At 49.8% G+C, this 13,291-nt stretch carries 11 protein-coding genes; 6 read left to right on the top strand and 5 right to left on the bottom strand.

The window, feature by feature from the left end; genetic code table 11:
- Window positions 1–2: 2 nt before the first annotated feature.
- A complete protein-coding gene (locus tag OGX97_RS22225) occupies window positions 3–1,700 on the bottom strand; it encodes a sensor histidine kinase (RefSeq protein ID WP_008785387.1) in 1,698 nt (565 codons plus the stop codon).
- A gap of 387 nt (window positions 1,701–2,087) precedes the next feature.
- On the opposite strand from OGX97_RS22225, the gene alaC reads away from it, so the two are divergent.
- Window positions 2,088–3,326: an alanine transaminase gene (alaC, locus tag OGX97_RS22220; RefSeq protein ID WP_100272064.1), complete on the top strand. Its 1,239-nt coding sequence runs from the start codon at window positions 2,088–2,090 to the stop codon at window positions 3,324–3,326.
- A 68-nt stretch (window positions 3,327–3,394) separates the two neighbouring features.
- Here the strand turns inward: alaC and ypdK are convergent, their stop codons facing one another.
- Window positions 3,395–3,466 (bottom strand): membrane protein YpdK, encoded by a 72-nt coding sequence (ypdK, locus tag OGX97_RS22215; protein ID WP_010723117.1) that lies wholly within the window; start codon window positions 3,464–3,466, stop codon window positions 3,395–3,397.
- 343 nt (window positions 3,467–3,809) lie between these two features.
- Here ypdK and OGX97_RS22210 point away from each other — a divergent pair, with 343 nt between their 5' ends.
- Window positions 3,810–4,424, top strand: a complete 615-nt coding sequence (locus tag OGX97_RS22210) for a lysozyme inhibitor LprI family protein (RefSeq protein ID WP_032944115.1) — start codon at window positions 3,810–3,812, stop codon at window positions 4,422–4,424.
- A gap of 41 nt (window positions 4,425–4,465) precedes the next feature.
- On the opposite strand, the gene lpxP is transcribed toward OGX97_RS22210, so the two are convergent.
- On the bottom strand, window positions 4,466–5,386 hold the full coding sequence (gene lpxP, locus OGX97_RS22205; RefSeq protein WP_020996694.1) for a kdo(2)-lipid IV(A) palmitoleoyltransferase: 921 nt from the start codon (window positions 5,384–5,386) through the stop codon (window positions 4,466–4,468).
- A gap of 440 nt (window positions 5,387–5,826) precedes the next feature.
- Here lpxP and OGX97_RS22200 point away from each other — a divergent pair, with 440 nt between their 5' ends.
- Window positions 5,827–6,069, top strand: a complete 243-nt coding sequence (locus OGX97_RS22200) for a DUF2545 family protein (protein WP_008785383.1) — start codon at window positions 5,827–5,829, stop codon at window positions 6,067–6,069.
- A gap of 109 nt (window positions 6,070–6,178) precedes the next feature.
- Here the strand turns inward: OGX97_RS22200 and pgtP are convergent, their stop codons facing one another.
- The gene (pgtP, locus tag OGX97_RS22195) at window positions 6,179–7,570 is read right to left on the bottom strand and encodes a phosphoglycerate transporter PgtP (RefSeq protein WP_079939112.1); all 1,392 of its coding nucleotides are present in this window, start codon (window positions 7,568–7,570) and stop codon (window positions 6,179–6,181) included.
- Window positions 7,571–7,985: 415 nt separating this feature from the next.
- On the opposite strand from pgtP, the gene pgtC reads away from it, so the two are divergent.
- The 3 genes from pgtC to pgtA are packed head-to-tail and all read left to right on the top strand — an operon-like array spanning window position 7,986 to window position 12,428.
- Window positions 7,986–9,185 carry a phosphoglycerate transport regulator PgtC gene (pgtC, locus tag OGX97_RS22190; protein ID WP_104856825.1) on the top strand — a complete coding sequence of 400 codons (1,200 nt, stop codon included), beginning with the start codon at window positions 7,986–7,988 and terminating at the stop codon, window positions 9,183–9,185.
- A gap of 11 nt (window positions 9,186–9,196) precedes the next feature.
- Complete coding sequence (gene pgtB, locus OGX97_RS22185) at window positions 9,197–11,191, top strand: two-component system sensor histidine kinase PgtB (RefSeq protein WP_218659711.1); 1,995 nt, start codon at window positions 9,197–9,199, stop codon at window positions 11,189–11,191.
- Entirely contained in the window at window positions 11,181–12,428 is a 1,248-nt protein-coding gene (gene pgtA / locus OGX97_RS22180) for a two-component system response regulator PgtA (protein WP_060683478.1), read from the top strand. Before pgtB ends, pgtA begins: the two co-directional genes overlap by 11 nt.
- 105 nt (window positions 12,429–12,533) lie before the next feature.
- Here pgtA and OGX97_RS22175 read toward each other — a convergent pair whose 3' ends face one another.
- A complete protein-coding gene (locus tag OGX97_RS22175) occupies window positions 12,534–13,073 on the bottom strand; it encodes a DUF2058 domain-containing protein (RefSeq protein WP_100272066.1) in 540 nt (179 codons plus the stop codon).
- Between the last annotated feature and the right edge of the window lie 218 nt (window positions 13,074–13,291).

Here is a 13,291-nt window from a genome sequence, read left to right as displayed (position 1 = left end):
GGTTAAAGCAATAATGTAGTTGGCGCGGCTGCGGGCGAGTGCACATTAGGTACATAAAAGGCAATCTCTGTGCCTGGCTCCAGACGGCGGATATGTAATCCCTCACCGTAGAGCAGCTTAACGCGATGGTGCACATTCAACAGACCAATTTTATTGCCCGGCATTTCATTGGACTCGACCCGTTCAATCACTTTTGGGTCGATACCATGACCCGTATCTCGTACGGCAATCCGTACCCGGTTGCCGCACTCCGCAACGCTGATGGTGACCACACCTTTCCCTTTGCAGGGCTGGATCCCATGGACGATAGCGTTCTCGACCAACGGCTGAATCAGCAGGCTGGGAATAAAACAGCTTACCTCTTCATCGATATCATAAATAACGGTCAGCTTGTCGCCAAAGCGGGCCTGTTCGATGGTGATGTAATCCTTGATTTGATACAGCTCTTTCTTGATGTCGATCTGCTCATCGTCTTTTAATTCAATATTATAGCGAAGATAGCGCGACAAATTAAAAATGAGCTGACGTGCGGTGTCCGGGTTAAGCCGCACCGACGATGAAATCGCGTTCAGGGCATTAAACAGAAAATGGGGATTTATTTTGCTTTGCAGCGCGCGTAGCTCTGCCTTATTTGCCATTTCTCGTAGTTGCTCTGCGCGGGAGACTTCAAGCTGGGTGGAGATGATTTGCGACAGACCGATCGCCATTTCCTGTAACGAGGAAGTGATTTGATGAGCGTGACAGTAGTAGATCTTCAGCGTGCCGGTCACGACGCCTTTCTCCCAAAGCGGGATCACCAGCATAGAGTGAATTTCCGGGGTGCGATGTGCTTCATCATTGTTTTTTATGATGATTTTACCGTGATTTATGGCCTCCTGCGTGGTGGGGCTGACGAAGTCATCGTTATCGCGGTAGTTAATCTCTCCAACGCCAACATAGGCCAGAACGTGCTGAGTATTGGTGATGGCAACCGCGTCTGCGTGGATATCGTGGCGAATAATTTCGCACACCTGACGTAACGACTCGCTGTTGACCTGGCGAAAGAGCGGCAGCGTTTTGTTGGCGATATCCAGCGCCAGCTTGGCCTGTTTTGCAGCGCTGGCTTCTTTCTCACCTTCAACGCTTTGTACCAGCATCACGATAAAACCAATACAGACGCTGCCGAGGATCATCGGGATACCTATTTTTGAGACAATATCCAGCCCTAGTTCGGTGGTGGGTGCCCAGGCGACGACGAGGATCATGGTCAGTGATTCGCACAGCATTCCGCCTAAAATACCCGCGCGCCAGTGCTGCGCTTTGGGGATCTTACGGTTGATCCACCCGGCAATGCAGCCAGCCAGAATGCTGGTAATAAAGCAGGGTAGGGCAGTTACGCCGCCAATATCGATCAGGTAACGGTGGGTGCCTGCGATCAGCCCCGTAATAATGCCAACCCATGGACCGAACAGGATCCCTCCTGACATGACCGCGATAATACGCACATTGACCAGAGAACCTTCTACCGGTACGCCTGACCAGGTACTGAATAGGGCAAACATGGAGAAAATCGCGGTAACGGCGAGCAGCTCTTTTGGGGAGTGGGCTGACTTGTGCAACAGTTCGCGAAACAGGCGGATACGAATCAGGAAAAACAGACAGAACAGCATCAGTGCTGCCCGGTCAAATACCGCCAGCAGCATATTGAATATTTCGTGCACGGGTGACTCTTGCGCAAGGGTTAAACCACTATGATAGGTAACCTGAGGCAGGATGACCAGCACCCCCGCAGTTCAGAGCTAATGGGGAAAAACCATAATATTAAAAGGGGATTGTTGCATGATTGTTGTATTTACAATACCTGTCCTGTGAGCACTGCGTTCAAGGTAATGTATTTAACAACAAAATGTTAAATGATGGTAATTTTTGGCGGGTTGTGAAAATGGTTATTTCCTCATTTTGCTCAGCTGTTCCTCTTTTTCGTCAGGAAAAAATATTTTGTTTTGCCTCTCGACAGAAGGAAATTATTCAGGCTATTTTCTAAACGTGCCACCATCGTGGCAGCGTCGCTCGGACGGTCCGGGCGCTAACGTTAATCTGAGGATATTATGGCTGACTCCCGCCCTGAACGTCGCTTTACGCGTATTGATCGCCTTCCCCCGTACGTTTTTAACATCACCGCTGAACTGAAGATGGCTGCGCGTCGGCGCGGCGAAGATATTATCGATTTCAGTATGGGGAACCCGGATGGGGCCACGCCTCCTCACATTGTCGAAAAACTGTGTACCGTGGCGCAGCGCCCGGATACTCACGGTTATTCCACCTCACGCGGCATTCCGCGTTTGCGTCGGGCGATTTCCCGCTGGTACCAGGAACGCTATGACGTTGAGATCGATCCTGAATCCGAAGCCATTGTGACCATCGGTTCCAAAGAGGGGCTGGCGCACCTGATGCTGGCAACGCTCGATCACGGTGATACGGTCCTCGTGCCCAACCCAAGTTATCCCATCCATATCTATGGCGCGGTGATTGCCGGAGCGCAGGTGCGTTCAGTGCCGCTGGTTGAGGGTGTCGACTTCTTTAATGAGCTGGAACGCGCAATACGCGAAAGTTACCCGAAGCCGAAGATGATGATCTTAGGTTTTCCATCCAACCCGACCGCGCAGTGCGTCGAGCTGGAATTCTTTGAGAAAGTGGTGGCCCTGGCTAAACGCTATGACGTGCTGGTGGTTCACGACCTGGCCTACGCTGATATTGTTTATGACGGCTGGAAGGCACCATCGATTATGCAGGTACCCGGCGCTCGCGACGTCGCTGTTGAATTTTTTACCCTGTCGAAAAGCTACAACATGGCGGGATGGCGTATCGGGTTTATGGTGGGCAACAAAACGCTGGTGAACGCGCTGGCGCGAATCAAGAGCTATCACGATTACGGGACCTTTACGCCACTGCAGGTTGCGGCAATTGCCGCGCTGGAAGGCGATCAGCAGTGTGTGCGGGATATCGCTGAGCAATATAAACGTCGTCGTGATGTGCTGGTCAAAGGACTGCATGAAGCAGGCTGGATGGTCGAGATGCCAAAGGCCTCAATGTACGTTTGGGCGAAAATTCCAGAGCAATACGCCGGGATGGGGTCACTTGAGTTTGCCAAGAAGCTGCTGAACGAAGCGAAGGTATGCGTTTCGCCAGGGATTGGGTTTGGTGATTATGGTGATACGCATGTGCGATTTGCATTGATTGAAAACCGTGACCGTACCCGCCAGGCTATTCGCGGTATCAAGGCGATGTTTCGCGCAGATGGCCTGTTACCGTCCAGTGCAAAATCGGCTTCTGAAAGTACCGACTGACAGAATGTTTCCCCAAAATGCAAAACAGGAGCCTGATGGCTCCTGTTTTTTTGGCTGCGTCTTTTAATTTAGATCATCAGGGCGAAAGTACCGGCCCAAACGATGACCATAAAAGAAATGCCCATAAAGAAATATTTCACTTTTCATCTCTCCGCGTACCTGGGGTACGTCTAAATGAACATATGCTTACCTGACAGAGAGCTGATGCACTCGCGAACGAAAGGGAGAATACCCCTCATTTGCTTGGCTGCATCACCTCAGAATTCTGAGCTTTAATGCTCCAGACGGCGCTAATGTACGCCTAAAAATGAGGAGAGACAAGAGGCATTTTTTTATTTAATTTTAATAACTTACAACTGTCGTGATTCGGCGACAGTTTAATTTCTGCCGGTAATAAATTGCTATTGAGCGACGGAATGGTTACTCGGAGAATTCTCATATCGCCATGATGTTAATGCGGTTAATTTTTCGCGGAATGAGATAATGAAAAGGTTAAAAATGACCAGATTAATGATGTTAGCACTCGTTTTTACGCCACTGACGTCGATGGCGGCCTCACCGTTGGCGTTTAATTTCAGCTGCGCAAGTATTGGTGGTGTGAATAGTGATGGCAAAGGCAATGTTTGGATTGATGGCTCGAAGGCGACGGTGAAGGCCTTCAATGAAAATTACTGGGAAGCCAAAAGCGGCAACAATACGGTTTCTATTTCTCGTAAAGATGACGGAAATCCGGACGTTTCCTGGAGTGGGCCGAATCGAAAGCACGGGGTATGCCTGCCTGAAGATAATATTGACTTTTCTGGGGCCAAAAAATCGACCAGCACTGGACCCTCTTTTTCCTGCGCTGCGGTTGCAAAGGGCAGTATCGAAGAGATTATCTGCCAGAGTCCTTCGCTCTCAGAAATGGATTTAGCGTTAAACGGGGCCTACAAGCAGGCGCTGGTTAAATCGAGCAATAACCCGACGCTGAAAGCAGAGCAGCGCGGTTGGGTGAAAGGGCGTAACGAGTGCTGGAAGGAACAGGATAAATCAGCCTGCATCGCCCGCAACTACAACGAGCGAATGGCTGAACTGCACAGCAAATGGGGCGTTAAGTAATTCAACCGTAGAAAAAAAGAAAGGCCTTACGGCCTTTCTTTTTAGATATACAACGAAGCTTCACCCATCGGGCGAGTTTTGAAGCGACGGTGGATCCAGAGATACTGCTCGGGTGCACGCATGATCTCTTTTTCGATAATTTTGTTCATATACGCCGCAGCCTGGCTTTCATCTGCCGGGTAACCTTCCATTTCTGGGGTGATGAACAGGCGGTAACCGGTGTTATCTGCTTTTCTCACCATGGTTACGGTCAGCATTGCTGCGCCCGATAATCGTGACAGCACGTAGGTACCGTTGGTGGTCGCCACGTCTTTGACTGCGAAGAAGGGGGCGAATGAACTCCCTTTACGACCATAGTCCTGATCGGGGGCAAACCACACTGCCTCGCCTTTTTTCAGGGCGCCGACAATACCACGCAGATTATTTCTGCCGATCATCGCCTTGTTGGAGCGCATACGACCGCGGGTTTGGATCCACTCCATCAACTTATTATTGTGCGGACGATAGGTTGCCATCATTGGCTGGCAAAGCCCCATTACGCGACCACCCAACTCGAGCGACATAAAGTGTACGCCAACGACCATCACGCCACGATTTTGCATCTGAGCGCGCTTCAGGTTGTCCAGCCCTTCTACATCAAACCATTTACGCACCCGACGGTCCGGCCAGAACCAGGCCATACCTGTTTCAAGCAGCCCCATGCCGAGCGAACGGAAATTCTCATCGACCAGTTTGTCTCTTTCTTCCTGTGACAGATTTGGGAAACAGAGTTCGAGATTTTTACGTGCAATAGATTCACGGCGTTTTAAAAATGGACGAGCCAGCGTTCCTGTACGGGTACCAAGAAAACACAATACGGGATAGGGAAGCTGTACCAGTAACCAGAGCACACCAACACCAAACCATGTGAGCCAGTAGCGCGGATGCAAAAACGCGCGTGAAAATTTACATTGGGGGAACATAAGCACCTGTTGTTGATACGAAATAGATGTATCGCGAAGATTCTTTGCCTGTCGCTTTACACTCTGCACTGATCGTTAGGCCGCCATGAGCGACATTGGTTCCTGTAAAGAGTGTAAAACTGAGTCAGGACAAAACCACGAGGGGGCATGAATGATCGGACGCACAATGTACACCCGAAAATTAATGTCAGCCAGAAATAATTACTCAAGATTCGTAAATGTTTTTAGGGCGATTAAGGGCAAAATTTCGCCTATATATAATTCGTTGTTTTTATGATGATTAAATAAACGACGGAGAAACAGTGTAATAGTAAGCGGTCGAATAATTTTTGTGAATAAAATGTTGCTCAAATTGCATGCAGATAGGAATTGTCTTAGAATATAAAGTTAAGGGAGTGTAAGGACTTACGTTAAGTTTACGGCAGACAGGAGGTATCGCTATGCTCTATTTCTGGACCTTTCTCATACTGAGCATTCTGTGCGTCAGTTGCTATATCTGGCAGGTTATAGGCGCTGCGGCGTCAATTAGCGCTTTTCTCGGCATGGCCATCCTTACGGCATTAATTTACGTTTTTACTATGCGGCTGACCAATGGTAACGAAATGGTAACTGGATTATTCCTGTTTCTTGCTCCGACATGTGGTTTGATTATTCGCTTTATGGTCGCGGATGGTAAGCAATAATTTGCAATGTTACGTTTAGCAATAAATTATCACTTTGAGTTATTTATTATTTATCTGAGTTTATCGAAGTGCCAGCATCGCTGGCACTTTTTTGTGAGACCGAAATGAATTACCGGGCATCCGCCAACTGGAGTGATGCTTCCTCTTGCTGAGCATTTTTTCGCTGTTGCTCAAGTTCCAGCGCACCGCGATGAGAGAGGTAGCAGAACAGGATGCAGCAAACAATACCCCCCATCAGCAGATAGAAGCCGCCGTGCCACCCCATTTTGTCGACCATTACGCCAAACAGACTGGTGCCCAGCGATGCGCCAAAAATGTAGCTCATAAATCCGCGCAGTCCTACTGCAGAACCTACTGCGAAGCTGGGAACGATTTCCATCGTCTGAACAGAAGCGAGGAACTGTGGAACATAGATCAGGCAACCCACAATGGCGGCAAAAATAGTGACCATCAGCAGGGATTCACTTTTCCAGTAGCCGATCAAACAGACGAAAATCAGCGCCATACAAATCATGGCCAGCGGCATGCGACGGCCTTTAAACAGTTTATCGGTAAGCCAGCCCGCCAGTAATGTGGAAGGGATTGCCGCCCATTCAAAAAACAGAAAAGCGATGCTCATTTGCTCTTTCGAGAAATGTTTTTCGGTTAACAGATAAATAGGCAACCAGCTAATCATGCCAAAACGCACCATATAGACGAAGACATCTACCAGTGAAACATACCAGGCATTCTTATTACGCAGCACATAGGTGCAGAAAATCTGGAAGGCACTCATATTTTCTGGTGCCTGGACAGCGTGTCGGGAATTTAATACTACTTTTTCTTCCGGCATCATTTGTTCCAGAGCCGGTAAGCCTTCCTGGCGCGGTGAACCTTTCCCCAGCATCAGCACAATAAAAGCAAACAGTACGGCAACACCGGCCGGGACAATATAGCTGGCGCTTTGCCAGTGCTCGCTCCCTAAAATGGCAAAGGCGGCACCAACAATCGGAGCGACAATACCACCGCCAACGTTGTGAGAAATATTCCAGAATGCGCCGACGCGTCCACGTTCTTTACGCGGAAACCAGTTGGCGATGGTAATAAATGAAGGACCAACGCCCATTCCCTGAAACAAACCGTTGAAAACGACCAGAGCGGCAAAAATCCAGAATCCGGTACTGAATCCTAAACCGACGTTTACGATGGCGCACAGAACCAGGCCGCATGCCATAAAGACCTTAGGGCTGGCCTTGTCTGCCAGACTACTCATAATGCCTTTACTGATCCCATAGGCAATAAGCATGCAGCTGCTGAGTAGACCAATTTGCGTGGCACTGAGATCCAGATGTTCTTTCAGGTACGGTGTTGATAGCGTGAAGTTATTACGCACAATATAGTACGCAAGATAGCCAAGAAATACGCTGAGTAATGCCTGAATGCGGTATCGGCCATAAGTTTCCTGGACTTTCTCCGCCGGGACTTTATTTGCCGCTGGCCCTGCCTTAAATATGGATAACATATCATCACCTAAATTTATATTGATGTGAATATCAGGATTTTTCGCAGTGAAGAGTGAAATAGACGGCAGAGAAACTCAAGTTGATGAAATGAGTCACTATTGACACAATTTGTGGATTGCGTGGCTGATTTTGACTCTTTTTAAATAATGGCTTTTCAATTCCATTCTTTTACGAACGCTTTTATCATCGGCGTGTGCGGATATTAACAAATTCAGACTGCGTTTTCGGGTATTCTTTACCGATGTCGTCACTTTCCGTTTGGTTATTCTACGAATAACCTTATTCTTCCCCCAGTCGGTGATAAACGGGTAAGTTTTGTCTCAATATTATTTTTTGCATATGTTGGTATTTATGAACGGGATCACAAACAGACTTTTGGGCCGGGGGCGTTGTTGGGCGTTCTCGCTCTGTTTTATGTCGTTGTCGGTGAGTTGCCTGGCGCAGGGTAAAGAGCTGGTAATGGCGACAACCTTTTCCCCTGGGGCAACGGCCTGGATTATTCAGCGTTGGCAGACTGAACCGGGGTCGGTGATGATTCGCACGTTAAACCGGACCAGCAGTTCGTTGGAGCAACTGCTGGATACCGCGAATGCGGAAAATGTTGATCTGATTTTGACCTCATCCCCTATGCTGTTGCAGCATCTGCAGGAGCATCAGAAGTTGGCGCCTTTCGAAAATGCGTTGCCGGAAAGCCAGCGGCTGGTGCCAGACTCTATCCGTTCGACCTCCGTGGCAGTGGCGATATCTGGTTTTGGTCTGTTGATTAATCGTTCTGCTCTGGTGGCACGGCATCTGTCGCCTCCTGCCGACTGGGGGGATTTAACGCTGCCCAAATATCAGAACGCGCTGTTGATGAGTAGCCCATCGCGTTCGGATACCAACCATCTGATGGTTGAGTCATTGCTACAGCAAAAAGGGTGGGAAGAGGGGTGGGCGACGCTGCTGGCGAGTGCTGGAAATCTGGTGACGATTTCATCACGCAGTTTTGGCGTAGCCGACAAAATTAAGAGTGGCCTGGGCGTGGCGGGGCCGGTCATTGATAATTATGCCAACCTGTTGCTTAACGATCCTCACCTGGCTTTTACCTATTTTCCACGCTCGGCGGTATCGCCAACCTATGTTGCTGTTCTCAAGAACAGCCAGCACCCCAATGAAGCGCGTCGTTTTATCCGCTATTTGTTAAGCCCGGAGGGACAGCGGATCCTTGCTGATGCGAATACGGGGAAATATCCGGTAACGCAGCTCGCATCTGATAATCCCCGCGCTGCTCAGCAGGCTATTTTACTGAACCAGCCTCCGCTTAATTATCGGCTGATCCTTAAGCGACAACAGTTAGTCCAGCGGATGTTTGATACCGCCATCAGTTTCCGTCTTGCGCAACTGAAGGATGCATGGCGGGCACTATACAGTGCGGAAGCACGCCTGAAACGCCCGCTACCCGAAATCAGAGCCTTACTGACCAGCGTTCCGATAGATGCCAAAAGTAGTGAAGATGAAGCCTGGCTTGCGCAGTTTGATAATAAAAGCGTTGCCGAACAGCAGATGATGGAGTGGCAGCTCTGGTTTCTTAAAAACCAGCGTCAGGCGATATCAAAACTGGAAGAATTAAAATGAAAGGTGGATCGATACTGCAACGCCTTCGCCAACTCAGCATCAGCAGCAGCCTGCGGGGAGCCTTTCTAACGGGCGCATTACTGACGTTGAGCGTAAGCTGCGTCAGTTTGTACTCCTGGCATGAGCAGAGCTCGCAGATACGCTATTCGCTTGATGATTACTTCCCGCGCGTGCATTCCGCTTTCTTGATTGAAGGAAATCTTAACCTGGTTGTGGACCAGCTAAATGAATTCCTGCTGGCTCCCAATACAACAGTAAGGCTGCAACTGCGCAATCAGATAATCTCGCATCTGGATAAAATCGAAGTGCTGAGCAGGGGGTTGCAACCAGCAGAACAGCAGCAGCTGGCGGTGATTTTGCAGGATAGCCGGGCGCTGATGGCGGAACTGGACCGGGTGCTCTACAACATGTTCCTTGTACGCGAAAAAGTGAGCGAGCTTTCCGCGCGCATTGATTGGCTACATGATGATTTTACTACTGAGCTGAATTCACTGGTGCAGGATTTTACCTGGCAGCAGGGGACGTTGCTGGATCAAATCGAGGCCAAAAATGGTGATGCGGCGCTGTATCTCAAACGTGCCCGAGAGGTGCAAAACGAGCAGCAGCAGGTCTACACCCTGGCAAGAATTGAAAACCAGATCGTTGATGATTTACGCGACAGGCTCAATGAACTGAAATCGGGTAGCGACGATGGCATGCTGGTGGAGAATCACATCCGCTACCTGGAAAATCTGAAGAAAACGGCGGATGAAAATATCCGTACCCTCGATGACTGGCCCAGCACTATCACACTGCGACAAACTATCGATGAGCTGCTGGAAATCGGGATGATGAAAAATAAAATGCCCGATACGATGCGCGATTATGTTGCAGCGCAAAAAGCGCTGGTTGATGCCAGCCATGCCAGAGAGGCTACGCTTGGGCGCTTTCGAATACTGCTGGAAGCGCAACTGGGGAGTAGCCATCAGCAAATGCAGACGTTTAACCAGCGGCTGGAACAAATTGTTCGCGTCAGCGGTGGACTTATCCTGCTGGCGACGCTGCTGGCGCTACTTCTCGCCTGGGGGCTTAACCACTACTTCATTCGCTCGCGTCTGGTTAAGCGTTTTACTGCGCTCAACCAGGCCGTGGTGCAAATTGGTCTTGGCAGAACGGATGCCTCTATCCCGGTATATGGACGCGATGAACTGGGGCGTATTGCAGGCTTGCTGCGTCATACCCTGGGCCAGTTGAGTGCGCAAAAAAATCAGCTGGAGCAGGAAGTGACCGAGCGCAAGGAGATTGAATCCGATCTTCGTGCAACGCAAGATGAGCTGATCCAGACGGCAAAACTGGCGGTGGTCGGCCAGACTATGACCACGCTGGCGCACGAGATTAATCAACCGCTGAATGCGCTGTCGATGTACCTGTTTACGGCAGGGAGGGCAATCGAACAGGGGCAACCCGCTCAGGCCAGAAGCACATTAACCAAAGCGGAAGGGCTGATTACTCGCATCGATGCCATTATCCGTTCACTGCGTCAGTTTGCTCGCCGGGCCGAACCTGGCACGCCTCTGCATCCGGTCGATCTCCGACAAACGTTCAACGCTGCCTGGGAACTGTTGGCCATGCGACACAAGCCACAGCAGGGTACGCTGACGCTCCCAGACCGGGGCGTGTGGGTGGCTGGTGATGAAGTGCGTATCCAGCAGGTGCTGGTAAACGTCCTGGCAAATGCGCTGGATGCCTGTCCGGTTGCGGCGAAAATAGAGGTTCACTGGCAGACCGAAGGCAGCCGGTTGTGCGTATTTATCAGCGATAACGGCCCCGGTTGGCCTGGAGCATTATTACCATCACTGTTAAAACCGTTTACCACCAGTAAGGATGTTGGCCTCGGTATTGGCTTATCGATTTGTGTATCGTTAATGATGCAAATGAACGGCGAACTGCGCCTGGCGTCGACCCCGGGGCGCAATGCCTGCGTCGTTCTGCAATTTAATCTGACGGATGTAAACGATGTTGAGTGATGAATATTCTGTTCTGCTTATTGATGATGATGCCGATGTTCTTGACGCTTACACCTTGTTGCTTGAACAGGAGGGATATCATGTATTCGCATGCAGTAACCCTTTTGATGCCCGAAATTGGCTGCAGGCCGACTGGCCAGGGATTGTCCTGAGCGACGTGTGTATGCCTGGCTGTAATGGAATTGACCTGATGACGTTGTTTCATCAGGATGACAATCAGCTTCCGATCCTGTTGATCACCGGACATGGCGATGTCCCGATGGCGGTGGACGCGGTGAAGAAAGGTGCGTGGGATTTTCTGCAAAAACCGGTTGATCCAGGCAAACTGCTGGTGTTGGTAGAGGATGCGTTGCGTCAGAGAAAATCTGTGATTACACGTCGTCACTATTGCCAGCAAAAGCTCCAGGTTGAACTGGTCGGCTACAGTGACTGGGTTAATCAGTACCGCCAGCGCTTACGGCAACTGGCTGAAACGGATATTGCCGTCTGGTTTTATGGCGAGCCGGGAACGGGGCGTATGACCGGAGCCCGTTATTTGCATCAGCTTGGGCGCAGCGCTGAAGGACCGTTTATCCGCGGGGAATTGACGTTAGAGAATGCGGGGCAACTCAATGACCTTATTGCCCAGGCGCAAGGGGGAACGCTGGTCCTGAGCCATATTGAGTGCCTGACGCGCGAACAGCAGCACCAACTGGTGCATTTGCAAAGCCAGGAGCGGCGTCCGTTTCGCTTAATTGGCATTGGCGCCACTTCGTTGGTGGAACTGGCGGCAACTAATCAGATTGTGGCCGAACTTTATTACTGTTTTGCGATGACGCAAATTGGTTGCCAGCCGTTGTCTCAGCGCCCGGATGATATTGAGCCGCTGTTTCGCCATTATCTGCAGAAAGCCTGTCTGCGCCTGAATCATCCCGTGCCCGAGGTTGACGGGGAATTACTAAAAGGAATGCGGCGTCGCGTGTGGTTAAGCAATGTTCGAGAGCTGGCCAATGCCGCCGAGCTTTTTGCCGTTGGGTTATTGCCACTGGCTGAAACCGCGAATCCACAGCTACATTTGCCCGAACCGACACCGCTCGATCGTCGGGTCGACGAGTACGAGCGACAGATCATTACCGAAGCGCTTAATATTCATCAGGGACGTATTAATGAAGTGGCGGAGTATTTACAAATTCCGCGTAAGAAACTGTATTTGCGCATGAGAAAATACGGACTGAGCAAGGAACACTATAAGTTTTAGCAGATGGCGTGTGGGGAAGAAGAGCGGTTGACGGTATTTCGGTGGCGGCGCTAGCGTTCACCGAAATACGCGACGGAACTCTGGGTGATTATCGGGGTGTTTTTCTTACCACATCAAATCGTCAGGAATGACAAAATCAGCATACGGATCGTCTTCGTCCTTCGCTTCCTGGCTCAGTTCGCAATTGAGAACAATATAGCTTGCATCGCGCTGGGCAATCTTGTCGGCGACAACAGCCGGGATAATGGCATATTCGCTCTCGCTGCTGCATTCAGCCGTCAGGCGGGCAATGGCCAGACGGCCCTTGATCAACTGAGACTGGGTTACCTTATCAACATAAACTTTTTTGATTAGGTTATTGTCAGTAAAGTTGTAACCAATATCGCCACGGGAAATGGTGATTTTGTTCATCTCAATCAGTTGCTTGATCTGCGCTTTGTATTCTTTAGACAATGCGGCCTGCTTCTGCTGTTCGCTGAGCTGCTTATCACGCTCGACCTGTGCTTTTTTATTTTCTTCAACCGCTTCTCTGGCTTCACGAGCCTGAACGCGCGATTTTTTCGCCGTTCTCTGCACTTTCGCCATTTTTTTGCTGCTGACCAGACCCGCTTTAAGCATCTGTTCTTGTAGGGTAAGTTTTGTCATTGTCGCTTCTAATCCAAAAAATCGTTGTAAGGATTATAACCTTAACGTTCGGCGGGACGCCAGAATGATGGCCGCGCCATGGCTGTTATCTCGGGCTGCTGTCACTGTCATGTGCTTCTCTCTCTATCTGAATCAGTTGATGATTACCTGATTCTTTAATAAAAAATAATATGCCAAATAAGTTAGCAAAATGGAGCATAGATTCGCATGTGTTAATT

It is taken from the genome of Citrobacter sp. Cpo061, from assembly GCF_030332845.1.
Taxonomy (GTDB): Bacteria; Pseudomonadota; Gammaproteobacteria; order Enterobacterales; family Enterobacteriaceae; genus Citrobacter; species Citrobacter portucalensis.
The sequence above is the reverse complement of the archived record's forward strand: the minus strand, read 5'-3'. Positions and strand labels throughout refer to the sequence as shown.